This is a genomic window from Streptosporangium sp. H13245 (assembly GCF_055690525.1).
The window spans coordinates 201,335-227,800 of the sequence record NZ_JBSZKT010000002.1 but is presented as its reverse complement, the minus strand read 5'-3'; the positions used below and the strand labels follow the sequence as shown (position 1 = coordinate 227,800).

Genomic DNA, 26,466 nt, shown 5'->3' with positions numbered 1-26,466 from the left:
AGGATGGTCGGCGGCCAAGGCAGCGATGCCGGTTCGCTCCAGATATTCCCCCAGTGGTCGTTCCGGGAGGACGTGTACATCGAACCGGAACCGCACGCCGCGACCGTGGTGGTGCACAGCCGCTGGGAGGACGTGGTCCTGCCCTCTCCGGGACCCGTCGTGCTGGAGGCGATGCGCCGGATGAGCCTGGGGCCCACCTCGCTCGGCAACGTCATCCGCGAGGACGCCGACCGGCGGGAGCTCGACGCGATCCTCGACGGTCTCCAGCACCTCGTGGTGCGCTCCTTCGGTTTCGATCCCGAGCGGCCGCTGATGTCGGTGATCCCGCTCACCCCGAGGGCGCGGTTCCTGCTGCCGGTGGACTCCCCGGTCCGCCCGGTCCGCCTGTCCAGGTTCGCGCTGATCGGGACGGACGGCAACAACTACCACGTCGAGTCGCCGCTGTCGCTGCACCGGGTCGTCCTGCACCGGGCCGACGCCATGTCCGCCCTCGGGTCGCTGGTCCGCCCGGTCGTCCCTTCGGCGACCGGGCGGGAGTCCCAGGCCGTGATCGCCTACCTGATGGCGGCGGGGATGGTGGTACAGGCCGTGGCGGAGGATCCCTTCCTGCCGATGGCGTTCGAGGAGGACACCGACCCCGCCCTCGTCGCCTGGACCCCGGTCGATCTCATGTTCCACACCCGCTCCACCCTCGGCAGGCACGACCACGACTTCGGGGCGACGTACCCGATGGGAGACCGGTGGGGCGTCGAACCCGTCGTGAAGCCCGCCGCGAACCCTGTCGCCAAGCCTGTCGCCGAGCCCGTCGTGGAGCCCGTCGTGGAGCCCGTCGTGAGGCCGGAGCCCGCGCGGGCTCCCGTCGCGCTGCCCCGGCCGAAGTGGGGTGAGCTGCTCGCGACGGACCCGTCGCTGACCGCGGCCGTCGAGGCGAGCAGGCACACCCGGCACTACGGTGAGAGGCCGCTGACGGCCGACGAGCTGGGGGAGCTCCTGTACAGGACGGCCCGGATCCGCTCCCTGGTCGGCTCCCCCGACGAGACCTCGACGACCTCGACGAGCGACCGTCCCTATCCGAGCAGCGGCGGCTCCTACGAGCTTGAGCTCTACGTCACGGTGGACAGGTGCGCCGGTGTCCCCCGGGGCGTCTACCACTACGACCCGCTGCGGCACCGGCTGGAGCCGGTCGCGTCCGGCCCGGCGGACGTGGACGAGCTGCTGGAGACGAGCATGGTGGCGGCGAACCTGGACGCGCCGCCGCCCGTCCTGCTGACCATCACCGCGCGGTTCCGCAGGCTGTCGAGGAAGTACAACGGGCTGAGCTACTCGCTGGTGCTCAAGAACGTCGGGGCGCTGACGCAGACGCTCTCCCTGGTGAGCACGGCCATGGGTCTGGCGGCGTGCGGGCTGGACAGCGGCGACATCGAGGTGACGGGACGTGTTTTCGGTCTCGACTGGCGTGTCGAGTCGACCGTCGGCGGGTTCGTCGTCGGCCACCGCCCCGACGCCGAGCCGAGTCGCTTTTCCGGGAGATACGCGGCGAATGACGCCGAGTGGGCCGTCCGGGCGAGGGCGGCGCTCTCGTAATCCGGGAGTGCCCTTTTTTGGCATTTAAGGATGTGCGCGGCGAGAGCCGGGTGAACACACTCCGTCCCGCCGGACGCATGGTGAATCACGGCGTACGGCTATGACACGCGGTTTTCCGCTGAGAGTACCGCATGATTCACCCAGAGCTACACAAACAGATCTATCTAACTTTATTTACCTGATATAGATTGCTTTAGGATCTCGGGCTGACGGGGAAGGGCAACCGGTCGGGCTTCGAAGGAGACGGTCGATGACGGTTGACGCCGGCCCCCCACAGCGTTGGCGCGGATTCGCCAGGTCGATTCCCAGGTCGCCGGGGAAGACGCGACATGGAGAAGGAGTGCTCGCGGCCCCCAGGATGGCACGCGCGATCATTGTCGCCGTTCTGCACGGCTACGTGTTCAACGCGCTGATGTTCGTATGGGGAAGTGGCCTGCCCGGTCCCGAACTGCTGGGCTTCGCCGTCTGTCTGTTCACCGCGCTTTTCCTGCAAGTCGCGCATTCGACGCGGGACGCGCTGAGCTGGCCCGTACCGCTCCGCCTTCTCACACTTTCGATACAGGCCGTTGTTACTTTCCTGCCTTTCGCGTGGGTCGGCCCGCAGGCGGGGGCCATCGCGGGTTTTCTCGCCGGGTCCATGTTGCTGATGGTGTCGGGGCCGGGACGCTGGGGGGCTTTTCTCGCCGTCGCGGCCTGCGTCGGCGCGCTCCTCGCGCTCAGGGAGGAGAACCTGGCGGCGGTGGACGTCGTCTACAGCGTGTACTTCACCCTGCTGACCGGGCTGATGGTGTACGGGGTCAGCTCGCTGGCGTCGCTGGTGAAGGTGATCCACGCGGCACGCGGCGAGTTCGCGCGGATGGCGGTGGCGCGGGAGCGGCTGCGGGTGGCGCGGGACCTGCACGACCTGCTGGGCTACAACGTGTCGGCGATGACCCTGAAGAGCGAGCTGGCGTACCGGCTGCTGCCGGGCGCGGCCGACCGGGCGCGGCGGGAACTCCGGGACGTCCTGGTGGTCGCCCGCCGCGCGCTGGCGGAGGTACGGGTGGTGGCGGGTGGGTACGTCCCCATGTCGCTGGCGGCGGAGGCGGCGTCGGCGGAGTCGATGCTGGCGGTCGCCGAGATCCGGGCACGCGTGGACGTCTCCGGGGAGGACCTGCCCGAGGCGCTGGACACGGTGCTGGCGATCGTGCTGCGGGAGGCGGTCACCAATGTGCTGCGGCACAGCAAGGCGCGGCGCTGCGAGATCGAGGCGGGGGTGGAGGAGGGCTGGGCGCGGCTGCGGGTCGGCAACGACGGGGTCGAGCCGGAGCTGGGGACGCGTTCGTTCGGGACCGGGACGGGACTGGGGAATCTCGCGGGCCGGTTGGAGGCCGCGGGCGGGCGGTTGTCGTTCACGGCCGAGGGTGAGTGGTTCCGGCTGACCGCGGAGGCCCCGCTGGTGGCGCCGGGTCCCGGGGGTGCCGGGGGTCCCGGGGAGTTTAAAGCGTCCGGAGAGTTCGGGGAGTCAAGGGCGTCCGGGGAGCCGGGGGAGGCCGGGGTGCCTCGGATGGTCCGGATGTCTGGCGGGACCGAGATGTTCGGGGTGCTCGATGCGGCCGATGTTCCCAAGTCCTCCGGGATGTCCGGCACTCCGCGGGACGCGCCCGGCGCGGCGGGCAGGGCCGAGGGGCGGGCGTGGCATCTGCGGGTGGCCCGGTTCATCGCCGTGGTGGTGCTGCTGGGATACGGCGTCCTCATCGTGGTCAACGTGCTGGCGGAACGGACGGGCCCGCTCGAACTGGTGGGATTCGCCGCGTGTGTCGCCGTGCTGGTCGGCGTGCAGATCGTCCACTCCCTGGGAGAACCCAGGTCGTGGCCGGGATGGCTCAGGAGGGCGACCCTGGCGGTGCAGACGGCCGCCACGGTCCTGCCGCTGCTGTGGATCGACGGGCCGTGGGGTTCGATGGGCGGCTTCCTCGCGGGGGCGGTGCTGCTGGTCGCGGGCCGCTGGAGGTGGGTGCTGTACGCGGCCGTCGGCGCGGGGGTGACGCTGCTGTCGGTGCTCCAGGGCGACACGGCGGAGTGGACCGCGTACCTGGTGATCTCCACGCTGCTGACCGGCCTGGTGGTCTTCGGCATCAGCTCGCTGTCGGACCTGGTGGCACGGGTGGACCGGGCGCGGGGGGAACTGGCGCGGATGGCGGTGACCCAGGAGCGGCTGCGGGTGGCACGGGACCTGCACGACCTGCTGGGGAACGACCTGTCGGTGATGATCGTCAAGAGTGAGCTGGCGTACCGGCTGCTGCCGAGGTCCGCGGAGCGGGCGAGGACCGAGGTGGCGGAGGTGCTGGAGGTCGCGCGGCGGGCGGTCGCGGACGTCCGGGCGGTGGCCGGAGGGTACCGGCACATGTCGTTCAGCGCGGAGGTCGACTCGGCGGTCTCCACGCTCGCCGCCGCGGGGATCGGCGTCGGGGCGGCGGTTCCCTCGGACGTGGTTCCCGGGGAGCTGGACGCGGTGCTCGCGGTCGTGCTGCGGGAGGCGGTCACGAATGTGCTGCGGCACAGCGACGCGCGGTGGTGCCTGATCGAGGTGGCCCTGAACGAGGGCGGGGTGCGGCTGTGCGTGGCCAACGACGGGGTGCGGCCGGGAGGGCTTCCCGCCGTCCGTGACGGTTCCGGGCTGGGGGATCTGGCGGAACGGCTGCGCGCCATCGGCGGGCGGCTGACGGCAGGGATCGTCGACGGGGCGTTCCGGCTGGTCGTCACCGCTCCGGGCGCGGCCCTCATCCCTCGTTCGGAAACGCCGGAGAACGCGCCGGGGAACATGAGGAGAAGCGTCCAGGAAGATATACCGGGGGTACGAAGAGGGCGGACGGCCGTGGCGGATGATTCGGCGGGATCTTTTCCATCTGACAAATCCGGGTAAGCGAATGTCAAAATTCCTCGGCATTGCCAAACGCAATTGACTGAGTACTATTCGGGTCAAGATCGGTTGGTATAGTCGGCTTGCTCGAACGGTGGCGGGGCGTATGCGGATGGGAATCGCCTCGCAGAGTCACTCACAGGGTCGACCGCGGGATCACTCGCGGGATCGGTCGTTGAGTCGCCCGCGAGACCGAGAGACCCCGCCGCGCCCGGTCGTCGTTTCTCGCACTGGAGCCGACGTCCGGACAGGAGTACCACTGTGCTGAAGATCCTCCTCGCCGAGGATGTGCCGATGGTGCGCGGGGCGCTGGCCGCCCTGCTCGACATCGAGCCCGACCTGACGGTGGTGGCCCAGGTCGGCAGCGGGGACCAGATCGTGCCCACCGCGCTCGAGACGCGCCCCGATGTCGCGATCATCGACGTCGACCTGCCCGTGCTCGACGGTCTCTCCGCGGCGGAGGAGCTCCACGCGAAGCTGCCCACCTGCCGGACGCTGATCCTGACCGGCCTGGGACGGCCCGGTACGCTCCGCCGCGCCCTCTCGGTGTCGGTGTCCGGCTTCCTGCTCAAGGACACGCCGTCGGAACGCCTCGCCCAGGCGGTCCGCGAGGTGGCCGCGGGGCGCCGCATCGTCGACCCGCAGCTCGCGCTGACCGCGTGGGACATCGGGGAGAACCCGCTGTCCGGACGCGAGGTCCAGGTCCTGAGGCTGACCGCGGGCGGCGCCGAGCCGCCGGAGATCGCGGCGGTCATGCACGTGTCCGTCGGGACCGTGCGCAACTACCTCACGAAGATAGTCACCAAGCTGAACGCGAGGAACCGGGTGGACGCCATCCGCATCGCCACCGAGGCAGGCTGGATCTGACCGGCCGCGACCTCGCGGTTTTCCCGGTTTTCTCGGCCTGGACGGCCGTGACCCCGTGCCGTCCCCGGCCTTCCTAACCCAGACCGGTCTTCGCGGTCGTCATCGGGCCGGGTCCGGGTTCCCGTTCGGCCCGCCCGCCGCTCCCTGACCGGTCGTGACCTCGCGTTTTCCCGGTCACTTACTCCGGGGCCGTCTTCCGGTCCGGCCGGGTTCGTGTCCTCGTCGTTCCGCCTCTCCTGTTTCATTCGCGCTGCCGCGCCTTCGCATCCCGAGAAGAACGTCTTATCGCGGCCCCGTTGTCCTGATTTTGTTACCGGCATAGCGTAATTGCTGGTAACCGCCAGGAAAGGATGCCGCAGATGAGTTCCAACAGGTGGCTGCACTACTTCGAGACGCAGGTCCCGCTCTCCGAGGAACCGGCGCGGGTCGCGGCCCGGCTCGCCGGTTCCGGCCCGCACTCGGCGTACGTCGTGTACGAGAGCGGGGGGAAGTGGTCCTACGCGGGGGGCGCGCGGGCCGAGGTCACGCTGGACCGCACCGGCGCCCGGCTGGCCCAGGAGAACGAGCCCGACGTCGTCCTGCCCTGGAGCGACCGGCCCCTGCACCAGGTGGCCCGGCTGCTCGACACCGTGAAGGTTCCCGGCTGGCGCGCCTACGGCTGGGCGGCCTTCGAGCTCTCCTACGCCAAGGAGGGCGAACGGGATCACGTCGGTGACGGCCGGTTGCTGCACCTCGTGGTCCCGAAGGCCGAGGTCCGCATCGAGGACGGCCACGCCCACCTTCGCGCCGCCGACCAGGAGACGCTGACCGCGCTGCTGGAGACGATCTCCAGCCCCGGGGAGACCGTCGAGGAACGGCCGAAGCCGCTGGACGTACGCGAACTCGGCGAGGACGCGTACCGGATGGCGGTGAAGCTCGCGGTCGAGGAGATCAACCAGGGCGACCTGCACAAGGTCATCCTGTCGCGGGTCGTCGACGTCGACGAGGACATCGACCTGATCGCCACCTACCTGGCCGGGCGCCGGGGCAACAACCCCGCGCGGTCGTTCCTGCTCAACCTCGGTGGTGTGGAGACGGCCGGGTTCAGCCCGGAGATCGTGGTCAAGGTGTCCGCGGACGGCCGCGTGGTCAGCCAGCCGCTGGCCGGGACCCGGGCGCTCACCTCCGACCTGGTCGAGAACGAGAGCCTGCGCGCCGACCTCCTGGCCTCCGCCAAGGAGGTCTACGAGCACGCGATCTCGGTGAAGGTCGGTACCGACGAGCTCGTCGACGTCTGCGTGCCCGGCTCGGTCGAGGTGCCGGAGTTCATGGCGATCCGCGAGCGCGGCAGCGTCCAGCACCTCGCCTCCCGGGTGTCCGGCAGGCTCGCCCCCGGCCTCAGGGCGTGGGACGCCTTCGGCGCGGTCTTCCCCGCGGTGACCGCGTCCGGCGTGCCCAAGGAGGCCGCGTACACCACGATCCGCAGGCACGAGCCCGAGTCGCGCGGCCTGTACAGCGGGGCCGTGCTGACCGTCGACCACACCGGCGAGATGGACGCGGCGCTCGTACTGCGCAGCGCCTACCGCCAGGACGGCCGCACCTGGCTGCGCGCCGGGGCCGGAATCGTCGGGCAGTCCACTCCCGAGCGGGAGTTCGAGGAGACCTGCGAGAAGCTCGACAGCGTGGCGCGCTATCTGGTCCCGGCCAGCGTCCCCGCCAGCGTCCCCGCCAGCGCCCCTGTCAGCGTTCCGGCCAGCGCGCCCGCCAGCGCGCCCGCCAACGTCCCCGCCAGCGCTCCCGTCAGTGTTCCGGCCAGCGTCCCCGTCGGTGCTCCCGTCGGTGCTCCCGTCGGTGCTCCCGTCGGTGTTTCCGTCGGTGTTTCCGTCGGTGAGGGGGGTGCGTGATGAGGGTCGACGACATCTACCTCGCCGGGGTGGGCACGTACCTGCCCCCCGTGGTGACCACCGAGCACGCGGTCCGGGAGTCCTGGTACGACCGGGCCGACCGCGAGGCCTCCGGGATGGAGGCCGTGATGGTGGCCGGAGAGACACCGGCACCGGAGATGGCGGCCCGCGCGGCCAGGATCGCGCTGCGCCGGTCGGACCACGGGCCGGACGACTTCGGCGCGCTGCTGCACAGCGACAGCTACCACCAGGGACCGGACGGCTGGTCGGCGCCGCACTACGTGCTGCGCGGGACGCTGAACCGGCCGATCACCGCCCTGGAGGTCCGGCAGGGCTGCCTCGGCATGATCGCGAGCCTTGAGATGGCCGCGCACCGGCTGATCGCCGACCGCGAGAAGGACGCCGTGCTGCTGACCGCCGGGGACAACTTCTCCACCCCGCTGGTGGACCGGTGGCGGGCCTCCAGGATGTTCCTGCTCGCGGACGGCGGTGCCGCCGCGGTGGTGTCGCGGCGCGGCGGCTTCGCCCGGGTGCTGGCCTTCGGGACGGTCTCCAACCCCGGGATGGAGGAGCTGCACCGAGGCGGGGAGGTGCTCTTCCCGCCCGGCATCACGATCGGCCGCTCGCTGAACTTCGAGGAGCGCAGCGACTACTGGCGTCGGCAGTGGGCGGAGGGCGTCGCGCCCCCCATGGGGCACTTCGGCGAGTGCGTCGCCGAGGCGGCCGACCGGACGCTGGAGGAGGCCGGGATCTCCATGGAGAAGGTCACCCGCGTCTGCCACACCGGCTTCGCGCGGGGCTCCCTGGAGGCCATGTTCCTCGACCCCCTGGGGATCGACGCGGACCGGGGTCTGTGGGACTTCACCCGGGGGATCGGGCACGCCGGAGCCGCCGACCCGTTCATCGGCCTGGAACACCTGTGGACGAGCGGGCAGGTCGTCCCCGGCGACCACGTACTGCTCATCGGCAGCGCCCCCGGGATGGAGGCCGGATGCGCGGTCGTGGAGATCGTCGCCCCGTACGAGCCGGAGAACCACGACCTCCGAGGCCACGACCTTCAGGATCCCGAACTTCAGGGTCACGAATTCCAGAGCCACGAACCTCAGAACGAGAACCACGAGCCCGGGAAGCCGGAGAACGGAGGCCGGTAGATGCTTGACGGATGCACACCGTGGCCCGAGGAGTTCGCCGAGCTCTACCGGCGTGAGGGCCTCTGGCGCGGGGATCGCCTCGGCGACCTCCCGAGGACCTGGGCCCGCGCCTTCGGAGACGGTACGGCGCTGGTCGGCGGGGAGCTGCGGCTGTCCTACCGGGACCTGGAGAACCGGGTCGACCGGATGGCGGCGGGTTTCCACCGGCTCGGGGTCGAGCCCGGTGACCGGATCGTCCTGCAGCTGCCCAACGTCCCCGAGTTCGTCATCGTGGCCTTCGCGCTCTTCAGGGTGGGTGCCACACCGGTGTTCTCCCTGGCGTCGCACCGGGCCAACGAGATCAGGCACCTGTGCGAGCTGTCCGGTGCGTCCGGGTACGTCGTCCCCGGTGTCCATCGCGGGTTCGACCACACCGCGCTCGCCCTGCGGATGCGCGACGAGGTGCCGGGCCTGCGCCGGATCTTCGTACTGGGGGACGAGGAGTCGGGGACAGACGGCGAGACGGTGATCCCGCTCGCGCGGGTGGACGCCGACCCGGTCCCGCTGCCCGGAGGCGGCGACCCGTCGGACGTGGCGTTCTTCCTGCTCTCCGGCGGGACCACCGCGCTGCCCAAGCTGATCCCGCGCACGCACGACGACTACGCGTACCAGACCAGGGCGGTGGCCGAGCTCTGTGAGCTCGGCGCGGACGACGTCTACCTGGCGGCGCTGCCGGTGGAGTTCAACTTCACCTGGGGCTGCCCGGGGGTCGTCGGCACGCTCGGCTCCGGCGGTACGGTCGTGCTCGCCGAGAGCCCGGTCGCGGAGGAGTGCTTCCGCGCGATCGAGCGGGAGCGGGTCACCGTCACCTCGGTCGTCCCCACCGTGGCGCAGCTCTGGCTGGAGGAGGCGGCGTGGGGCGAGGCGGACCTGTCCAGCCTGCGCGTGCTGCAGATCGGCGGGGCCAGGCTCCAGCCGGAGCTGGCCGCGCGGATCGAGCCCGAGCTGGGCTGCCGCCTCCAGCAGGTGTTCGGCATGGCCGAGGGACTGCTCTCCATGTCCAGGAAGGGCGACGATCCCGGGTCCGTCGTGGACACCCAGGGACGGCCGGTCTCACCGGCCGACGAGGTGCGGATCGTCGACGAGCGGGACGCGGAGGTGCCCGAGGGCGTAACCGGCGAGCTGCTCACGCGTGGCCCGTACACCCTGCGCGGTTACTACCGCGCCGAGGAGCACAACCGGCGGGCCTTCACCGAGGACGGCTTCTACCGCACCGGTGACCTGGCCCGGCTGACCTCCGAGGGAAACCTGGTCATCGAGGGACGGCTGAAGGACGTCGTGATCCGTGGCGGGGACAAGATCGCGGCCGGGGAGGTGGAGGGGCACCTGCTCACCCACCCGTCGGTCGCCGGGGCGGCGGTCGTCCCGGTCCCCGACGAGTTCCTCGGCGAACGGACCTACGCGTTCCTCGTCCACCGAGGCGAGCGGGGCGAGCGGGGCGAGAAACCGGCACTGGCCGAGCTGAAGCGGGCGCTGCACGAGCGCGGGCTGGCCGAGTTCAAGCTGCCTGACCGCGTGGAGTTCGTCGACGACTTCCCGCTCACCCCGCTCGGCAAGATCGACAAGAAGGTGCTCGCCGCCGCCGCGAGGGACCCGGCCCTGTCCCGCCACTGGGCGCCCGCAGAACCCATCCCCGAACGCCAGGAAAGGTGAGCCAGACATGGAACGCGACATCTCACGACCGCCCGAGGCCGACGACCTGCGGCGGACCATCGCGACGATCATCGGAACCGAGCCCGGCGAGATCACCGGCGACGCCAACCTCGTCTTCCTCGGACTCGGATCCCTGGAGATGATGCGGCTCGTCACCCGGTGGCGCCGTCAGGGCATCGCCGTGGAGTTCGGCGCGCTCGCCGCCGAGCCGACCGTCGACGCGTGGCAGAGACACCTGCACGCGTCCTGGGAGACCCAGCAGACCCAGCAGACCCAGCAGGCTCAGCAGGGCCAGCAGGTTCAGCAGGCCCGGCAGGTCCGGCAGGCTCGGCGGGTGACATCGGGGGAGGCCGCCGGATGAGCGCGCTGCTGATCCGGGGCGGCTGCCTCTACCCGGCCGACGCGGAGGCGCGGGTCGTCCCCGGCGGGTCCGTACTCGTCGAGGGCGAGCGGATCGTCGCCGCCGGGACCGCCGAGGAGGTCGATGCCGCCCTGGAGCCCCGGCACCGGGAGGACCTGCGCACGATCGACGCCCGGGGGAAGATGATCCTGCCCGGCTTCGTCAACGCGCACTGGCACGACCTGTTCGCCATGCGGTTCCCCTTCAACGGGGCGCTGCGGCCCGCGGCCGACCGCGACGACAGGCCCGCGTTCATGGCACTGGGCGGCGACCTCCAGCAGGTCTCGGCCGTCTTCGACTCCTTCCACGACCGGATCGACCTGCTCACCCCGGACGAGGCCGAGGCGATCGCCCGCTACTCGATGTGGACCCAGCTGCGCTCCGGCGCGACCACCCTCGGGGACGTGGGCTCGTTCAACCGGCCTGAGGCGCTGGCCTCGGCCGCCCGCCACCTCGGCATGCGCTGCGCGGTCAGCACCTGGGCGAGCGACGCGGTGTGCCCCCCCGGCGAGTCCCGCTTCCGCAGGACCCGCGACACCGACGCGGTGCTGCGGCGGATCGAGGACCTGCTGCGCGACCACGCGAAGGACCCGGGCGGGCTGGTACGGGCGAGGCCGACCTCGGTCTACGGGATCACCATGACCGACGAGCTGGGCACCGGACTCGCCGAGCTCGTCGCCAGGTACGACGTACCGTTCGCGACACACGTCGGCGCGCTGCGCAACGAGGCCGAGGTGATGCGGAGCTACTACGGCACGACCCCGGTACGCCGGTTCGCCGAGCTCGGCCTGCTCTCCGGCCGGTTCATGGCGGTGCACTGCGCGTTCGCCGACGACGAGGAGCGCGAGATGCTCGTCGCGGCGAACGCGCACATCAGCCACTCCCCGGCGAAGTACGGCCCGGCGGGGGAGTCCTCGCTGACCGAGACCCGGGCGATACCGGAGTTCCGGCGCGCCGGGCTGGACGTCTCGCTGTCCACCGACGGCGCCGCGCTGCCGGTCGGCGGCATGGCCGAGGCCATGCGGGTCACCTGGCAGATCTACAACGAGATGTACGCCGACCCGACCGAGGTGCTGCCGACCGACGCGCTGGCGATGGCCACCCGGCTCCCGGCCCGAGGGCTGGACTGGGCCGGGGAGATAGGCAGTATCGAGGCGGGCAAGCAGGCGGACCTGCTGCTGGTCCCCGCCGACGACTGGCGCTACCTGCTCAACCCGCGCCCGCTGGAGAGCTTCCTCGCGCTCGGCGGATCGGCGGACGTGGACACCGTGATCGTCGCGGGCCGGACGCTGGTGGAGGGCGGCAGGGCCACCGGGTTCGACGAGGACGAGCTCGAAGCCGACTACGTCGAGGCACTCGGGACCTTCTCGGTGCGCTGCCTCGGTGTCGATCCCGACCTGGTCGCCACGCTGACCCGCGCGGCCCGCCGACGAGGAGGTACCACCGATGCGTGACAGAACAGCCCTGGTCACCGGGGCGGCGGGCGGTATCGGCGAGGCGGTGGTGCGGGCGCTGGCCGCCGAGGGCGTCGCCGTCGCGGCGGTGGACGCGAACGCCGAAGCGCTGGACCCGCTCGTCGGGGAACTCTCCGAGGCCGGGCACCGCGTCCGGGGCTTCGTCGCGGACGTCGCCTCCAGCGCCGAGGTGGACGACGTGGTGGAGCGGGCGGAACGCGAGCTGGGGCCGATCGGCTACCTGGTCAACGCCGCCGGGGTGCTGCGCGTCGGCGCGGGGGCCTCGCTCACCGACGACGACTGGGACACCACGTTCGCGGTCAACGCGACCGGGGTGTTCCACGTCAGCAGGGCGGTGGCCAACCGGATGATCCCCCGCGAGTCCGGGGCGATCGTCACGCTGGCCTCCAACGCGGCCGGGACACCGCGCTGGAACATGGCGGCTTACGCGGCGTCCAAGGCCGCGGCGAGCAGCTTCACCAAATGCCTGGGGCTGGAGCTCGCCAAGCACGGGATCCGGTGCAACGTGGTCGCCCCCGGCTCCACCGACACGCCGATGCTGACCTCGCTGTGGGCCGGGGGAGACGCGCTGCGGGTCTCCATCGAGGGCGCCCCGGAGACCTTCCGGGTCGGCATCCCGATGGGACGGCTGGCGCGGCCCGCCGACATCGCCGACGCGGTGCTGTTCCTGCTCTCCGACCGCGCCGCGCACATCACCCTTCAGGACCTCACGGTCGACGGCGGCGCCGCCCTCGGCAACTGAGAACGACCCGGGCACGTCGGAACCGGCGCCCGGCCTACCCGGGAGAACGGCCGGGAGACCGACCGAGAGAACGGCCGAGAACGACACCGAGGACCGGCCGAGAGACCGGCACTTCACGAAGAACGGAGGCACACCATGGCGATCCCGGCGATCGACTCCTATCCCATGCCGACCGAGGACGAGCTGCCAGAGAACGTCGCGGGCTGGACCGTCGATCCCGATCGCGCGGTGCTGCTCGTCCACGACATGCAGAACTACTTCCTGAGCCCGTTCCCGCGCGGGCAGGCCCCCACGACGGACCTGGTGGAGAACGTCGTGGCCCTGCGGACGCGCTTCGCCGCGCTCGGCGCGCCGGTCGTCTACACCGCCCAGCCCGGCGGGATGACCGACGAGCAGCGCGGCCTGCTCAAGGACTTCTGGGGCCCGGGGATGAGCGCCGACCCGGAGCACCGGACGATCCTGGACCGGGTGGCCCCGGCCGGGTCCGACGTCGTGTTCACCAAGTGGCGGCCCAGCGCGTTCTGCCGTACCGGCCTGCTCGACCTGTTGCGCGGGCGGGGCCGCGACCAGCTGGTGATCTGCGGGGTGTACGCCCACGTCGGAATCCTGATGACCGCCCACGAGGGCTTCTCCCAGGACATCCAGACCTTCGTGGTGGCGGACGCGGTGGCCGACTTCTCGCGGGAGTACCACCGGCGGGCGCTGGAGTACGTGGCGTCGAGATGCTCGGTGACGCTGTCCACCCGGTCCACGCTGGCGACGCTGGACGAGGCGGTCACGGACCGGACGACCCTGGAAGGAGCGGGACAGTGACCGGAACAACTGGAACGACCGGGCCGACCGGAACGACTGGAACTACCAAGACAACCGGAACGACTGGAACAACTGGAACTACCGAGACGACCGGGACGACCCTGCTCGACCGGATCCTCGGTCCGGACGCGCCCCCCTTCGCCCTGCTGCACCGTCCCGGCTCGACCGGGGCGGACCGGCTCGATCTGCTCGTCGGGGAGACCACCGAGGTGGGCCGCATCGCGGACATCCCACTGCCGCCCGACGACGACCCCGACGACCCCCGAGGCGCCGGTGCCCGGCACGAGGTGCTCGCGATGCTGCCGTACCGGCAGATCGGCGAGCGCGGGTACGCGTTCCCCGACGACGAGGCCCCGCTGCTCGCGATGACCGTCGTCGACCAGGCCGTGCTGCCGGTGAGCGAGGTCCTCGACCGGCTCCCCGACGGGCCGATCGAGCTGGGCGAGGGGGACTTCGACTCCGACGACGAGGAGTACGCGGCCACCGTGCGCCGGGTGCTCTCCGAGGAGATCGGCCGGGGAACGGGCGCGAACTTCGTCATCAAGCGGTCGTTCTCCGCCGAGATCACCAACTGGTCGACCCGTACGGCGCTGGCCTTCTTCCGGCGGTTGCTCGGCAGGGACCCCGGCTGCCACTGGACCTTCGTGATCCACACCGGCGGGCGTACCTTCGTCGGCGCCTCGCCCGAGCGGCACATCAGCCTCGACGCGGGCACCGTGGTGATGAATCCGATCAGCGGCACCTACCGGTATCCGGCGGAGGGCCCCGAGGTGCGCGGGGTGCTCGGCTTCCTGGCCGACGGCAAGGAGGCGAACGAGCTCTACATGGTGCTCGACGAGGAGCTGAAGATGATGGGCCGGGTGTGCGACCTCGGTGGCCGCACGGTGGGCCCGTACCTCAAGCAGATGGCGCGGCTGGCGCACACCGAGTACCTGATCGAGGGGCGCAGCTCGCTGGACGTCCGGGACATCCTGCGCGAGACCATGTTCGCGCCCACGGTCACCGGCGGCCCGCTGGAGAGCGCCTGCCGGGTGATCAGCCGCTACGAGCCGGAGGGCCGGGACTACTACGCGGGCATGGTCGCGCTGATCGGCCGGGACGAGACGGGCGGGCGGGCGCTGGACTCCGCGATCGTCATCCGTACCGCCGACATCGACGCGTCGGGCCGGATGCGGATCGCCGTCGGCGCCACGCTGGTCCGCGACTCCGACCCGGCCTCCGAGGCGGAGGAGACCCGGACGAAGGCGGCCGGGCTGCTGGAGGCGCTGCGCCACGCGCCGGGAGGCGGCGCCGGGGCCCCCGCGCCGGTGGCGGACATGGGGACCCATCCACGGGTGCGGCGGGCGCTGATCGAGCGGAACGCGCCGCTCGCCGGGTTCTGGTTCGAGGGCCCGGACAACCGGAGGCACCTCGTGCCGAGGCTGGTCGGACGCAGGGTGCTGGTGATCGACGCGGAGGACACCTTCACCGCGATGGCCAGGCACCAGCTCGCCGCGCTGGGGTGCGAGGTGAGCGTACGCAGGTTCGACGAGGACTACCGGCTGGAGGAGCACGATCTGGTCATCGTCGGCCCGGGTCCCGGTGACCCGAGGGACCACGCCGATCCCAAGATCGCCCATCTCAGGGACGTGACGCGGCGCCTGCTGGAGCTGGGCATCCCCTTCCTGTCGGTCTGTCTCGGCCACCAGGTCCTCAGCACGTTGCTCGGGCTGGAGATCAGGCGCAACCCGTTCCCCAACCAGGGGGTGCAGCGGAAGATCGACTTCTTGGGGCGTACGGAGCTGGTGGGCTTCTACAACACCTTCGCCGCCCGCAGCTCCGCCGACCGGTTCCCCTGCCCGGACCGCGAGGGCACGGTCGAGGTGTTCAGGGAGGCGTCGGGCGACGAGGTCCACGCGCTGCGCGGCCCCGGCTTCGTCTCGGTGCAGTTCCACCCCGCGTCGGTGCTGACCCGCAACGGCGTGGAGATCCTCGGCGAGGTCCTCGGCGACCTGCTGGTACGCGCCGAATCTCCCGTCCAGTCCGGAGCCGGGCCCTCGCGGTGAGCCTGCCACCCGGCGGGCGCTCAGGGGCGGGGGAGGGCCTTGATGGTCTCCATGTGATGCTCGCCCCAGTCGCCGAGCGGGAGGAGCGCGGTGTTGAGCGAGTGGCCGAACTCGGTCAGCGAGTATTCCACCTTCGGCGGAACCTGGTGATAGACCTCGCGGTGCACCAGGCCGTACGACTCCATCTCCCTGAGCTGCTGGATCAGCATCTTCTCGCTGATGCCCGACACCCTCCGGCTCAGCTCGCCGAACCGGAGGGGCTCGTAGTGGAGGGCCCACAGGACCAGCGCCTTCCACTTGCCGCCCACGACGTCGACGGCGGCGTCGAGCCCGCACGAGTAGGTCCGCTTCTTCATCCCACGCTCCATCCTTACAAAAAGGTAAGTACCTAACAAAATAGTAGGTACTTGAGGAAGTTTCAGCGACACGACAGCATCGAAACGTCCCAGCCGGGGTCTCGAAGGGATCCGGGACTGGGACCTTCTTATGTCGACATCGCATGAAATAGGGGGATAAATGGCTACCGAAGACCGTCCGCCGGTGACAGTCATCGGTCTGGGGGCGATGGGAAGGGCGCTGGCCGGGGCCTTCCTGGACAACGGCCATCCCACGACCGTATGGAACCGTACCGCCGGGAAGGGCGGGGAGCTCACGGCGCGCGGCGCGACCGAGGCCGCCACCGCCGCCGAGGCGATCACCGCGAGCCCGATCGTCGTGGTCTGCGTGCTGGACTACGACGCGGTGCGCGACGTCCTCGGCGCACCGGGCGCGTCCGGCGTCTCCGATGTCACGGACATCCTCGACGCTCCGGGTACCTCAGGCGTGACCGGCGTCCTGGCGGGCCGGACCCTGGTGAACCTCACCAACGGCACCCCCCGCCAGGCGCGAGAGCTGGCCCGATGGGTGTCCGCTCAGGGGGCGGACTACCTGGACGGCGGCATCATGGCGGTCCCCCCGATGATCGGGGGCCCCGGATCGCTCGTCCTGTACAGCGGATCGCCCGAGGCGTTCACCGCCCACGAGCGGACTCTGTCGGTCATGGGCGCCGCCAACTACCTGGGCGAGGACGCGGGCCGGGCGTCGCTGTACGACATCGCGCTGCTCAGCGCGATGTACGGCATGTTCGGCGGCTTCTTCCACGCCGTCGCCATGGTCGGCTCGGAGAAGGTCCCGGCGGCGGAGTTCGCGCCGATGGTGGTCTCGTGGCTCAACGCCATGACCACCAGCCTCCCCGCGATGGCGAAGGCGTACGACGCGGGCGACCACTCCGCCACCGCCTCGAACCTGGAGATGCAGGCGGAGGCGTACGTCAACCTGCTGGACGCCAGCAGGGACCAGGGCGTCAGCACCGAACTCGTGGAGCCCATGGGGACGCTGCTCCGCCGAGGTGTCGCCGCGAACCGGGGCGGCGGCGACCTCTCCGTCCTGATCGAGCTGCTCCGTACGGGCCCCGTGAGGGTTCAGGACGCCGGATCGGAGTAGGGGATGACCCACGACCATCTCGCACCGGTGACGGTTCTCGGCCTGGGACCGATGGGCCAGGCGCTGGCCGGGGCGTTCCTCGCGAAGGGCCACCCCACGACCGTGTGGAACCGCACGGCCGCCAGGGCCGACGCCCTCGCCGCCCGGGGAGCGACCCGGGCGGACACGGTCGCCGACGCGGTCGCGGCGAGCCCGCTGACGATCGCCTGCGTGATCGACTACGACGCCGCGCAGGCGATCGCCGACCCGGCCGCCGACGCGCTGAAGGGCCGCACGCTGGTCAACCTCACCGCCGACACGCCGGAACGCGCACGCCTCATGGCCGGGTGGGCCGCCGAGCGCGGCATCGGCTATCTCGACGGCGCCATCATGACCCCGACGCCGACCATCGGAGGACCGGCGGCCGTCGTCCTGTACAGCGGGCCGGAAGAGGTCTACCGGGCACACCGGGAGACGCTGGCGGCCCTGGGCGGCACCTCCGCGTACCTCGGCGCGGACCCCGGGCGGGCGGCGGCGCACGACGTGGCCCTGCTGGACTTCTTCTGGACGTCCATGAGCGGTCTCGTCCACGCCTTCGCCCTGGCGTCCGCCGAGAACATCACGGCCGGGGACCTCGCGCCGCTCGCCAAGGGGATCGGCGCCCTGCTGCCCGACATCATCGACGAGTTCGCGCGGCACGTCGACGACGGCGAGCACCCGGGCGACCAGTCCACCATCCTGTCGGCCTCCGCCGGTATGGAGCACATCATCCACGCGGCCAGGGACCGGGGGATCGACACGGGTGTGCTGAGCGCGGCCCAGGCCGTCGCCCGGCGGGCGATCGACGCAGGTCAGGGCGGCGACAGCTTCTCCCGCCTGACGGAGGTGCTCACGAGGCCCGTACCGGCATCGTGACCGGCGGCCGGTAGCCTTCCGGCCGAGCCGAGCCGAGGTGGCTGGGGATCACCGGGCGCGGATCCCCGGCGCGCTCGCGGTCACCCCGGGAGCCGTGAACTCCGGACGCCGTCACCCCTTCCCGCGCCGTCTCGCCAGGGCCTCGGCGAGCCGGGGCGGCCCGGCGTCCGTGTGGAGCGCCTCGACGGCCAGCCACTCCAGGTCCAGGAGGAAGGCGGCGGGCCCGTCCGGCCCCAGGAACCGCCGGTCGGCGCACAGGGTGAGCACCGCGCGCTCGGACAGCTCGTGGACGTACAGGAAGAACGTCGCGCCCTTCTGGTCGGTGTCGTGAAGCGGCTCCACCAGCTCCGTCTCGTCCAGCAGGGCGTCGTACTCCGGCGGGGACAGGGGGCGCCCGGCGGGCACGGCCGGGGCGTCGAACCTGATGTCGTTGTAGAAGCAGTATCCGTCCGTGCCGATGCCGCGTTCCGCGGTGACGCGGGCGACGAGTTCCTCCAGCCGGACGGGGTCGTACTCGCAGGTGCCGTACGCCGCGAGCGCGGCCCTTCCGGCGTGGGACAGGAACCCGGAGAACGACTCGTGGCGCAGGCGGAGCCGCAGCAGCGCGTTCTGGTTGAAGGCTCCCACGAAGCGCCGCGTCTCCGGTTTGAAGCGGGTGGACACGATGAGCCGCAGCGCGACGTCGTCCTCGCCCTTGCGCAGGCCGAGGAGCAGCGCGACGGTGGCCTGGAGCACCATGCCGGGGGTGACGCCCGCGCGCGCGGCCAGCTCGCGGATCGCCCGCGAGAGGGCGCGGGAGCGGATCTCGGACCACTCCTGCCTGGCCTCGCCGCCCTGCCTGAGGTCCTCCAGCCAGACGCGCGGCAGCTCGCGCACGGCCCCGGTCCAGTAGTCGAAGGCCCGCCGCTCCCGGCGCCTGGCACGTTCCGAGGTCTCGTAGGCGGCGCGTCCCAGGGGCTGCTCCCCCGGAGGCCCGAGGACGGCCGGAACCGAGAGGAGCGACCTCAGGTCGTCGCAGACGATCTTCAGGCTCCACCCGTCGACCGCCAGGTGGCTCATGACCAGGACCACCCGGACCGGGACGCCCCCCGTGATCACCACCGCGACCCGCAGCGGGAACTCCCCGCCGACGTCGAACGGCACGTCACGCAGCCTCGCCCCGGCGTACGCCGCCACGACGGCGGGGTTCCGCGTCCCCGTCTCGTGCACGGCGACCTCCAGCTCCCCCGAGCGCAGGACCACCTGGACGGGTCTCCCTCCGTTCCGGTCGCCCGGGGGGAACAGCGTGTGCAGGGCGTCGTGGCGTTCGACGAGCGCGCGGACGGCGGCGAGCACGTCGTCGACGTCGCGGCCGGGCTCGACCTCGCACACGGCGAGCAGGTTCAGCGAGGCGTCCCCCGGCGGAAGCCAGCGCAGGACCTCCCAGATCGCCGTCTGTCCCCACGTCAGGGGCCCCCGATCCTCGTACGGCGCGCGGAAGGCCACCGTGACACGGTGAAACGCCCTGACGGGGTGGGACGCCCTGACGGGGTGGGACGCCTTGACGGGGTGGGACGCCTTGACAGGGTGAGACATGCGCATCGTCCGTCCTTCATGCACATAAGACGTAATTAACGTGTTATTAACCGCGAAAGCACAGAACTCTCTAATGGAAAGTGGACGCGACGGGTTTCGGTCATTCATGACAGGCCGCGCCGGTCAGACGGTCAGGTCCTTATGTCATAAAGCCCGCTCGCGGATGTCTTCGGCCTCCCTTTCCTCGCGCTGGCTGCGATCGTAGGACGCGCGCTCTGGATGCACAATATGCGCTTTAATTCGAAACAACTTGAGAAAAGCCCGCAAGCTCTTTAGGTGTGCCGCGATTCTGCCCAGAACGCCACTTTGTCCCGCACTTTGACGGGCTCCGGTGGGGACCGGAAGGGTGCGTCCGGAGAGCCCGCCGCGTCCTTTCCCAAGGAAGAGTCTCCGCGGCCCTGACCCGTGAGACGGTCCTGAGCCCGGGAGGGTGTGCTGCCCTGGGCGCGTCCACGGGTGGCGCTCACGGGGTGTCGTCCCCGGGGCGCCCGACCCGCTGTGTGACGTTCCGCCGTCGGGTAAATATATTGCGCAGTCTGCGCTAACTCTTGCAAAATCACGTCTTGAAGATTCTGTGATCTATAGGTAAGACGACTGGTCGTGCCGGAGAGTCGAGGTGTCCATGGCGGGCGACGACGGTGTGACACCGCTGATCGAGGCGGAGGGGCTCAGGAAGACGTACCCGCCCAGAGACAGGCGGGGCGCCGGGTTCCAGGCCGTGGCCGGGATCGACTTCCACGTCAACCCGGGGGAGGCCTTCGGGTTCCTCGGTCCCAACGGGGCGGGAAAGTCCTCGACGATGCGCATGCTCGGCTGCGTCTCCCCGGCCACAGCCGGAACCCTGCGGATCCTCGGCATGGACCCCGCGCGCGACGGCCGGAGGATCCGGGCGCGCCTGGGAGTGGTCCCGCAGGACGACGTGCTGGACCCCGACCTCACCGTGCGCGAGAACCTCACGATGTACGGCCTCTACTTCGGGCTGCCCCGCCGCGTGATCAGGGAGCGGGCGGAGCGCCTGCTGGAGTTCGCGCAACTTGAGGAGAAGGCGGGCGAGACCCTGGGGGCGCTGTCCGGCGGCATGCGGCGACGGCTGACGATCGCCCGCTCCCTGATCAACGAACCGGACATCCTCCTGCTCGACGAGCCGACCACCGGGCTCGACCCGCAGGCGCGGCACGTGCTGTGGGACCGATTGTTCAGGCTGAAGCAGCAGGGGGTGACGCTGCTGCTCACCACCCACTACATGGACGAGGCCGAGCAGCTGTGCGACCGCCTGGTGGTGATGGACAAGGGACTCATCGCGGACGAGGGGTCACCCCGGGAGCTCATCCAGCGGCACTCCACGCGCGAGGTCCTGGAGCTGAGGTTCGGGATCGACGAGCACGAGCAGGCCGCGGAGAAGCTCCACGACCTGGTCAGCCCGGGGGAGGGGGAGCGGGTGGAGGTCCTGCCCGACCGGGTGCTGGTCTACACGCACGACGGCGAGGCGGCACTGGCCGAGGTCACCGCCGCGCGGATGACCCCGATCACCGCGCTTGTCCGGAGATCGACGCTGGAGGACGTGTTCCTGCGGCTGTCCGGCCGGACCCTGACGGACTGAGGCGGATGACATGTCCACGTTCCCGACCCTGACGGACCGAGGCGGACGACGCATGCCCATGTTCCTGCGCGAGTTCTCCTCGTGGATGCTCCGCTACCGCCGCTCCTGGAAGGGCACGATCGTCATCAGCGTGGCGAACCCGCTGCTCTTCCTGGTGGCCATCGGCGCCGGGCTCGGACAGCTGGTGGACCCCGCGTCACTGGGCGGCCTGACCTATCTGGAGTTCTTCGCCCCCGGGATGCTCGCCGCCGCGGCGATGCAGAACGCCTACGTCGAGGCGGCGTTCGTGGTGCACAGCTCCCTGCGCCAGGGCAGGGGTTACCTGGTGGTCGCCGCGACCCCGCTGGAACCCCGCGACATCATGGCCGGGCACATGCTGTTCATGGCGTTCAGGATCGGGACGAGCGCGCTGGCCTTCGCCGTGGTGATGGCGGCCTTCGGCGCCGCGCGGTCTCCGTGGGCCGTGCTCACCGTGCCCGCCGCCCTGCTGACCGGCATGGCCTTCGCGGCCCCGCTGGCGGCGTGGACGGTGACCGTCGAGAAGTTCAACACCCTCAACACGGTGTTCCGGTTCGTCCTGATGCCGATGTACCTGTTCTCCGGGACCTTCTTCGCCATCGAGACGCTCCCCGGCTGGCTGCGCCCGCTGGCGTACGTCACGCCGCTGTGGCACGGCGTCGACCTGTGCCGCACCCTGAGCCTGGGGACCGCCACCCTTCTCACCTCCGCGATCCACGTCGGCTACCTGGCCGCGCTCACGGCCGGGGGCGTCGCGGTGGCCCTGACCACGTACCGGCGTCACATCCACGTCTGAGGGGTTTCGACATGCCGCAGAACCTGGAGATCGTCCCTCGCTGGGGTGGCGCGCACTTCCTGGTGTTCCGCAACCTGCGGGTGCACACGGGGGGCAACCCGTGGACCATGGCGATGTACTCGATCTTCGAGCCCATCCTGTACCTGCTGGCCATCGGCGTCGGCCTCGGTCAGCTCGTCGGGGACGTCGACGGGGTGAACGTCTCCTACGCCGCGTTCGTCGCGCCCGGCCTGCTCGCCACGGCGGTGATGAACAGCGCCCTGCACGAGACGATGGAGGGCGCCTTCGTCAAGTTCACCCACGAGCGGTACTACCGGGCGATCCTGTCCACCCCCGTGTCCCTCACCGGGATCGTCGTCGGCGAGGTGGCCTGGGCGGTGCTGCGCGGCTTCATCACCGCGATCGGGTTCCTCCTCGTGATCGTGCTCTTCGGGCTGGTCTCCTGGCCGGACGCCCTTGTCGCGGCGGCCGGTACGCTGCTCGTCGCCTTCGCCTTCGGGAGCGCGGGACTGGCCGTGACGACGCGCATCAGGGCGTGGACCGACTTCCAGTACGTGCAGCTGGTGCTGCTGCCGATGTTCCTCTTCGCGACGACGTTCTACCCGGTCACCGTCTACCCCCGGGTGATCCAGATCATCGTGGAGCTGCTCCCCCTCTACCACGCCATCCAGCTGCTTCGGGGCTGCGCCCTCGGCCAGATCGATTCCAGCATGCTCGTGAGCGTGGTCTACCTCCTGGCCATGGGAGCGCTGGGCCTCGTCGTGGCCCGGAGACGGTGGGCACGCGTCATGCTGCACTGAAACCACGCGAAACCCATCATCCGCCCCCTCGTAGGAGGATCGCCGGGATACGCGCGAAAGGGGCAATGAGCTCCCGAAGCTGCTGGTCAGGCGTCGTTGTCGGCGAGGGCGGCGAAGAGCATGGAGCCCATGCCGTGCGAGTCGTGGATCCCGGTCCGCGGTCGGAGGATCCGTCGGCGGTGTGAGTGACATCGTTCGGTGGCTTCCTGTCCTCGCCGGGTGGCGGCTCAGGTGATTCCGCCGCCGAGGACGCCGAGGAGAGGTCTCACTCCCCGGAGCGCGTGAACCGGCACCGACCGGTCCGCATCGTCATTCACCCTTGACTATGAACGTTGGGTGCGACATATTCATCTCTCAATATGACTATTCCGGATGCTGCCGATGCCGACGTGGCCGCGTTGAACCGTGTCTTCCTCGCGCTGGCCGATCCGACCAGACGCGCGATTCTCCAGCGACTGGGCGAGGGCGAGGCGCGGGTGACGACGCTGGCCGAACCGTTCTCGATCTCGCTCAACTCGGTGTCGAAACACCTGCAGGCGCTTGAGAGCGCCGGTCTCGTGATCCGGCGTCGCTCGGGTCGCGAGCATCTGCTGTCGCTGAGCCCCGAAGCGCTCGACCGTGCCGCCGAGTGGATCGCGCACACCCAGCGCTTCTGGAGCAGCGGCATGGCGGCGATGGACGCCCTCCTCAGCGCCCGGAACACCGACGAAAAGGAACAGGTAGCTCATGACCGAACGAACTGACGACCTCATCACGGCGAAGGTCACGCATCGTTTCGCGGCGTCGCCGGAAGCGGTGTTCGACGCCTGGCTCGATCCCGAACTCGTCGGGCAGTGGATGGCGGCCGCCCTCGCCGAGTCGTCGCCGGGCACCGAGCTGACGAGCGTGACGATCGACGCGCGCGTGGGCGGCACCTTCACCTTCATCGACAGCCGCGACGAGGACCAGGACGGCCCGACCGGCACCTACCTGCAGATCGACCGTCCCCGCCGCCTGGTGTTCACCTGGTTGCCGGAGGACGGCGAGCATTCGGTGGTCACGATCGACATCGAGCCGGCCGGCGACGGGTGCGTGCTCACCCTGGTGCACGAGATGGACAGCAGGTGGATCGATTTCATCGACCGTACCGCCGAGACCTGGGCGCGTATGGCCCGCCAGATCGATGCGACTCTATAGACCCGATACCGCCGGAGCCGCCGGGTTCCTCCTGGGCGTTCGGTTCATCGGCGTCGCCGCTGCCGGGCTTGTTCTGTCCTTCGTCGGTGCCGTGCCCGCTTCGTGGCTGGGATGCCGTCGAGCGTCTGCAGGTGGGCCAGGCGCAGATCGCCGCGAACGCGCTCGGGCTGGCCGTCACGCCCGAGGCCACCACCGGCCCGGCCGGAATCCTCACCGCTGCAGCCCCCCGGCCACCTCGAACGACGGAGAGGCGACGTGGGAGGACGAGGGCGGACAGGTGACGCCGCCCGTACGTCATCCCCTCACCAGAGGGTGAGGGAGCGGGTCAGGATCCCGGCCGCGTCGTCCTCGTCGACCGGGCGCGGGGCGGTGGCGAGCAGCCGCTGCTGCCTCATCGTCCCCTCCGCGAGCGCGGGCACGTCCGCCTCGGTGTATCCGACGCCGCCGATGCCGTTGGGCATCCCGACGTCGCGCATCAGCCCCGTCAGCACGCCGGGCAGGAACTCCGCGAGGTCGTCGGGCCTGGCGGCGGACGGGTCGAGCAGCTCGGCCGCCCGCAGATGCCGTTCCGGCCCCGCCTCGAAGGTGAACCTGAACGCCTCGGGCGCGGTCAGCGCGACGGCCATCCCGTGCGGCACCATCGGCTCGTCCCCCGGGTACCCCCCGGGACGGAAGTCCCTGACGCGCCCGGCGATCGGGTAGGCGTTGGCGTGCGGGATGTGCACGCCCGCGTTGCCGAACCCCAGCCCCGCGAACGTCGCCGCCAGCGCCATCCGCGCCCTCGCCTCCCTGTCGTCCCCGTCGCGTACGGCGGCGCGGAAGGACCGCGCGAGCAACTGCAGCGCCCGTTCGGACCACATGTCGGCCACCGGGTTCGACCCGCAGTACGGGACGCGCTCCTCGGGCCGCCTGCGCTCGTAGGAGGTGTACGGGCGGGCGGTGTAGCTCTCCAGGGCGTGGCAGAGGATGTCCATCCCGGAGGCGGCGGTCACCTCCGGAGGCTGGGAGATCGTCAGGTCCGGGTCGACGACCGCGAGGACCGGGCGGAGCCGGGCGTGGCTGATCCCCGTCTTGACCTTCAGGTCGAGCACGTCGAGCACGCAGATCGTGGTGCTCTCCGACCCGGTACCCGTGGTCGTGGGCACCGCGACCAGCGGCTTGAGCGGCCGTGACGGCGCCAGGCCGCCTCCCACGGGCGCGTTGACGTAGTCCATCAGCTCGCCCGGGTTGGTGGTGAGCAGGTTGACCGCCTTGGCGGTGTCGATGCTCGACCCGCCCCCGACGGCGACGAACGCGTCCCACGGGCCGGAGGCGCGGGCGTGCCCGACGGCCGCGAGCAGGCTCTCGTCCGTCGGCTCGACGCGTACGCCGTCGTACACGCGCGCCTCCATGCCGAAGCCCGCGAGCTGCTCGGCGATCCGCCGCGGCGCGCCGGTCGCGGCCACCCCCGGGTCGGTGACGACGAGGACGCGGCGCACGCCGTACTGCCCGAGATCGAAGCCGATCTCGGCCGAGGCGCCCGGCCCGAACTTCAGGGCGGGGGCGCCGTAGGTGAAAACGGACTCGGGGTCGCTCGGAGTACTGAACACGCCCGGCTCCTCTCTCGCGACTCTCGCCGGTGCCATCGGACGGGGCCATCCGCGTCAGCGAGGATACCGGCCGGTATGTAGCGCCCGTCCACTCACCCGCCTGTCGGCCTTCCGTACGCAAGGATCCTGCAAATCAACCGCAAGTCCGGATCAATAGCATCGCCGCCATGACGAAGAGAACGATCACGCTGGCCGCCGTCGCCGGAGCCGTCGTGCTGGCGGCCCAGCTCCCCGCGTCCGCCATTTCCGCCGCGTCCTCCACCGCGCCGCTGCGCCTGCGCGGCGGGCTGACCCTGGAGATCCCGAGCTCGTGGCGCGTGTACGGGACCGCCGACCGGGTCCGGGTGGTGACCGGAGCCTGCGCGCGGCCCAACGGCGGCTACTTCCAGCCCAGGTGCGACAGCTTCTGGATCATGGGACCGACGGCTCTCAGGCACGGGGGAGAGGGCTTCCGGCGCTACGACCCCACGCAGGGCCCGTACTACCCGGCGTCCGACGTGGCCCTCTGCGCGACCAACCCCAAGTACGGCCAGGTCATCGGCAAGGCGATCGCGGTCGGCTACCGGAACATCGGTGTCGCCCACAGGGCGCACTACCGGGTCTGGCCCGGCCGGTGCGTGTCGTACGCCGACGGCGGGCAGAAGTCGACGTTCACCCAGCGCGAGTGGTATCTGCCGCAGTCGAAGATTCTCATCGTCGACCAGTGGGCCACCCCCGGCCTGTCCACGGTCCTGAAAAACGCCACCTGGGACAACTGACCGCCGCCGGGGACCAGGCCGAAAACCCGGAGGCGAGGTGGTTCGCGCCGGACGGTCCGCCGGTGGAGACGTACTTCTCGTCCAGCGCGAACACGTCCGGTGGCTTCACTCCACAGGTTCACCCGGTAATCGATGTCGGCATTCCCGCGAGGGACGAAACGGTGCGGGAATGTCGTCCCCCGGCCTCAAAGCCGCACGTCATCCCGAGATTGAGAGATTCACAT

General features: G+C 70.8%; 22 protein-coding genes. 19 read left to right on the top strand and 3 right to left on the bottom strand.

The window, feature by feature from the left end; genetic code table 11:
* The first annotated feature begins 3 nt into the window (after positions 1 to 3).
* The 11 genes from ACW9TB_RS05075 to ACW9TB_RS05025 all read left to right on the top strand — a co-directional run bounded on the left by ACW9TB_RS05075 (position 4) and on the right by ACW9TB_RS05025 (position 15,554).
* Positions 4 to 1,584 carry a SagB/ThcOx family dehydrogenase gene (locus ACW9TB_RS05075; protein WP_472746745.1) on the top strand — a complete coding sequence of 527 codons (1,581 nt, stop codon included), beginning with the start codon at positions 4 to 6 and terminating at the stop codon, positions 1,582 to 1,584.
* Between the two features lie 340 nt (positions 1,585 to 1,924).
* Positions 1,925 to 4,489, top strand: a complete 2,565-nt coding sequence (locus tag ACW9TB_RS05070) for a sensor histidine kinase (protein WP_472746744.1) — start codon at positions 1,925 to 1,927, stop codon at positions 4,487 to 4,489.
* A 258-nt stretch (positions 4,490 to 4,747) separates the two neighbouring features.
* Positions 4,748 to 5,353: a response regulator transcription factor gene (locus ACW9TB_RS05065; RefSeq protein ID WP_472746743.1), complete on the top strand. Its 606-nt coding sequence runs from the start codon at positions 4,748 to 4,750 to the stop codon at positions 5,351 to 5,353.
* 359 nt (positions 5,354 to 5,712) lie between these two features.
* Positions 5,713 to 7,236 carry a salicylate synthase gene (locus ACW9TB_RS05060; RefSeq protein WP_472746742.1) on the top strand — a complete coding sequence of 508 codons (1,524 nt, stop codon included), beginning with the start codon at positions 5,713 to 5,715 and terminating at the stop codon, positions 7,234 to 7,236.
* Positions 7,236 to 8,387: a ketoacyl-ACP synthase III family protein gene (locus ACW9TB_RS05055; RefSeq protein WP_472746741.1), complete on the top strand. Its 1,152-nt coding sequence runs from the start codon at positions 7,236 to 7,238 to the stop codon at positions 8,385 to 8,387. Before ACW9TB_RS05060 ends, ACW9TB_RS05055 begins: the two co-directional genes overlap by 1 nt.
* Positions 8,388 to 10,079 carry a (2,3-dihydroxybenzoyl)adenylate synthase gene (locus ACW9TB_RS05050; protein ID WP_472746740.1) on the top strand — a complete coding sequence of 564 codons (1,692 nt, stop codon included), beginning with the start codon at positions 8,388 to 8,390 and terminating at the stop codon, positions 10,077 to 10,079.
* A 7-nt stretch (positions 10,080 to 10,086) separates the two neighbouring features.
* Positions 10,087 to 10,440, top strand: coding sequence for a phosphopantetheine-binding protein (locus tag ACW9TB_RS05045; protein ID WP_472746739.1), 354 nt, complete (start codon positions 10,087 to 10,089; stop codon positions 10,438 to 10,440).
* A complete protein-coding gene (locus ACW9TB_RS05040) occupies positions 10,437 to 11,933 on the top strand; it encodes an amidohydrolase family protein (protein WP_472746738.1) in 1,497 nt (498 codons plus the stop codon). Before ACW9TB_RS05045 ends, ACW9TB_RS05040 begins: the two co-directional genes overlap by 4 nt.
* Positions 11,926 to 12,696 (top strand): 2,3-dihydro-2,3-dihydroxybenzoate dehydrogenase, encoded by a 771-nt coding sequence (locus ACW9TB_RS05035; RefSeq protein ID WP_472746737.1) that lies wholly within the window; start codon positions 11,926 to 11,928, stop codon positions 12,694 to 12,696. The genes ACW9TB_RS05040 and ACW9TB_RS05035 overlap by 8 nt, the downstream gene beginning before the upstream one ends.
* Positions 12,697 to 12,831: 135 nt before the next feature.
* Complete coding sequence (locus ACW9TB_RS05030) at positions 12,832 to 13,509, top strand: isochorismatase family protein (protein WP_472746736.1); 678 nt, start codon at positions 12,832 to 12,834, stop codon at positions 13,507 to 13,509.
* Positions 13,506 to 15,554 carry an anthranilate synthase family protein gene (locus tag ACW9TB_RS05025; protein ID WP_472746735.1) on the top strand — a complete coding sequence of 683 codons (2,049 nt, stop codon included), beginning with the start codon at positions 13,506 to 13,508 and terminating at the stop codon, positions 15,552 to 15,554. Before ACW9TB_RS05030 ends, ACW9TB_RS05025 begins: the two co-directional genes overlap by 4 nt.
* A gap of 20 nt (positions 15,555 to 15,574) precedes the next feature.
* On the opposite strand, the gene ACW9TB_RS05020 is transcribed toward ACW9TB_RS05025, so the two are convergent.
* On the bottom strand, positions 15,575 to 15,910 hold the full coding sequence (locus ACW9TB_RS05020; protein WP_472746734.1) for a winged helix-turn-helix transcriptional regulator: 336 nt from the start codon (positions 15,908 to 15,910) through the stop codon (positions 15,575 to 15,577).
* Positions 15,911 to 16,094: 184 nt separating this feature from the next.
* Between ACW9TB_RS05020 and ACW9TB_RS05015 the strand changes: the two genes are divergently transcribed.
* Together ACW9TB_RS05015 and ACW9TB_RS05010 are read left to right on the top strand one after the other, a co-directional pair.
* On the top strand, positions 16,095 to 17,036 hold the full coding sequence (locus tag ACW9TB_RS05015; RefSeq protein WP_472746733.1) for an NAD(P)-dependent oxidoreductase: 942 nt from the start codon (positions 16,095 to 16,097) through the stop codon (positions 17,034 to 17,036).
* Between the two features lie 3 nt (positions 17,037 to 17,039).
* Positions 17,040 to 17,930: an NAD(P)-dependent oxidoreductase gene (locus ACW9TB_RS05010; RefSeq protein ID WP_472746732.1), complete on the top strand. Its 891-nt coding sequence runs from the start codon at positions 17,040 to 17,042 to the stop codon at positions 17,928 to 17,930.
* A 111-nt stretch (positions 17,931 to 18,041) separates the two neighbouring features.
* On the opposite strand, the gene ACW9TB_RS05005 is transcribed toward ACW9TB_RS05010, so the two are convergent.
* The gene (locus ACW9TB_RS05005) at positions 18,042 to 19,505 is read right to left on the bottom strand and encodes a condensation domain-containing protein (protein ID WP_472746731.1); all 1,464 of its coding nucleotides are present in this window, start codon (positions 19,503 to 19,505) and stop codon (positions 18,042 to 18,044) included.
* A gap of 622 nt (positions 19,506 to 20,127) precedes the next feature.
* Between ACW9TB_RS05005 and ACW9TB_RS05000 the strand changes: the two genes are divergently transcribed.
* The 5 genes from ACW9TB_RS05000 to ACW9TB_RS04980 all read left to right on the top strand — a co-directional run bounded on the left by ACW9TB_RS05000 (position 20,128) and on the right by ACW9TB_RS04980 (position 23,895).
* Entirely contained in the window at positions 20,128 to 21,105 is a 978-nt protein-coding gene (locus ACW9TB_RS05000; protein WP_472746730.1) for an ABC transporter ATP-binding protein, read from the top strand.
* A 10-nt stretch (positions 21,106 to 21,115) separates the two neighbouring features.
* Positions 21,116 to 21,919, top strand: coding sequence for an ABC transporter permease (locus ACW9TB_RS04995; RefSeq protein ID WP_472746729.1), 804 nt, complete (start codon positions 21,116 to 21,118; stop codon positions 21,917 to 21,919).
* A gap of 11 nt (positions 21,920 to 21,930) precedes the next feature.
* Entirely contained in the window at positions 21,931 to 22,719 is a 789-nt protein-coding gene (locus ACW9TB_RS04990; RefSeq protein ID WP_472746728.1) for an ABC transporter permease, read from the top strand.
* Between the two features lie 359 nt (positions 22,720 to 23,078).
* Positions 23,079 to 23,462 carry an ArsR/SmtB family transcription factor gene (locus ACW9TB_RS04985; RefSeq protein WP_472746727.1) on the top strand — a complete coding sequence of 128 codons (384 nt, stop codon included), beginning with the start codon at positions 23,079 to 23,081 and terminating at the stop codon, positions 23,460 to 23,462.
* Entirely contained in the window at positions 23,446 to 23,895 is a 450-nt protein-coding gene (locus ACW9TB_RS04980) for an SRPBCC family protein (RefSeq protein WP_472746726.1), read from the top strand. Before ACW9TB_RS04985 ends, ACW9TB_RS04980 begins: the two co-directional genes overlap by 17 nt.
* 302 nt (positions 23,896 to 24,197) lie before the next feature.
* Here ACW9TB_RS04980 and ACW9TB_RS04975 read toward each other — a convergent pair whose 3' ends face one another.
* On the bottom strand, positions 24,198 to 25,484 hold the full coding sequence (locus ACW9TB_RS04975; RefSeq protein WP_472746725.1) for a hydroxyacid-oxoacid transhydrogenase: 1,287 nt from the start codon (positions 25,482 to 25,484) through the stop codon (positions 24,198 to 24,200).
* A gap of 167 nt (positions 25,485 to 25,651) precedes the next feature.
* Here ACW9TB_RS04975 and ACW9TB_RS04970 point away from each other — a divergent pair, with 167 nt between their 5' ends.
* Complete coding sequence (locus tag ACW9TB_RS04970) at positions 25,652 to 26,242, top strand: hypothetical protein (protein WP_472746724.1); 591 nt, start codon at positions 25,652 to 25,654, stop codon at positions 26,240 to 26,242.
* Positions 26,243 to 26,466 lie beyond the last annotated feature (224 nt).

Excerpts from the sequence above, each read along its gene's own strand:
- ACW9TB_RS04985 (WP_472746727.1), top strand. The coding sequence starts at position 23,079 with ATGACTATTCCGGATGCTGCCGATGCCGACGTGGCCGCGTTGAACCGT.
- ACW9TB_RS04990 (WP_472746728.1), top strand. The coding sequence starts at position 21,931 with ATGCCGCAGAACCTGGAGATCGTCCCTCGCTGGGGTGGCGCGCACTTC.
- ACW9TB_RS05000 (WP_472746730.1), top strand. The coding sequence starts at position 20,128 with ATGGCGGGCGACGACGGTGTGACACCGCTGATCGAGGCGGAGGGGCTC.
- ACW9TB_RS05045 (WP_472746739.1), top strand. The coding sequence starts at position 10,087 with ATGGAACGCGACATCTCACGACCGCCCGAGGCCGACGACCTGCGGCGG.
- ACW9TB_RS05005 (WP_472746731.1), bottom strand. The coding sequence starts at position 19,505 with ATGTCTCACCCTGTCAAGGCGTCCCACCCCGTCAAGGCGTCCCACCCC.
- ACW9TB_RS04980 (WP_472746726.1), top strand. The coding sequence starts at position 23,446 with ATGACCGAACGAACTGACGACCTCATCACGGCGAAGGTCACGCATCGT.
- ACW9TB_RS05030 (WP_472746736.1), top strand. The coding sequence starts at position 12,832 with ATGGCGATCCCGGCGATCGACTCCTATCCCATGCCGACCGAGGACGAG.
- ACW9TB_RS05010 (WP_472746732.1), top strand. The coding sequence starts at position 17,040 with ATGACCCACGACCATCTCGCACCGGTGACGGTTCTCGGCCTGGGACCG.
- ACW9TB_RS05055 (WP_472746741.1), top strand. The coding sequence starts at position 7,236 with ATGAGGGTCGACGACATCTACCTCGCCGGGGTGGGCACGTACCTGCCC.
- ACW9TB_RS05075 (WP_472746745.1), top strand. The coding sequence starts at position 4 with ATGGTCGGCGGCCAAGGCAGCGATGCCGGTTCGCTCCAGATATTCCCC.
- ACW9TB_RS05050 (WP_472746740.1), top strand. The coding sequence starts at position 8,388 with ATGCTTGACGGATGCACACCGTGGCCCGAGGAGTTCGCCGAGCTCTAC.
- ACW9TB_RS05040 (WP_472746738.1), top strand. The coding sequence starts at position 10,437 with ATGAGCGCGCTGCTGATCCGGGGCGGCTGCCTCTACCCGGCCGACGCG.
- ACW9TB_RS04970 (WP_472746724.1), top strand. The coding sequence starts at position 25,652 with ATGACGAAGAGAACGATCACGCTGGCCGCCGTCGCCGGAGCCGTCGTG.
- ACW9TB_RS04995 (WP_472746729.1), top strand. The coding sequence starts at position 21,116 with ATGTCCACGTTCCCGACCCTGACGGACCGAGGCGGACGACGCATGCCC.
- ACW9TB_RS05035 (WP_472746737.1), top strand. The coding sequence starts at position 11,926 with ATGCGTGACAGAACAGCCCTGGTCACCGGGGCGGCGGGCGGTATCGGC.
- ACW9TB_RS05060 (WP_472746742.1), top strand. The coding sequence starts at position 5,713 with ATGAGTTCCAACAGGTGGCTGCACTACTTCGAGACGCAGGTCCCGCTC.
- ACW9TB_RS05020 (WP_472746734.1), bottom strand. The coding sequence starts at position 15,910 with ATGAAGAAGCGGACCTACTCGTGCGGGCTCGACGCCGCCGTCGACGTC.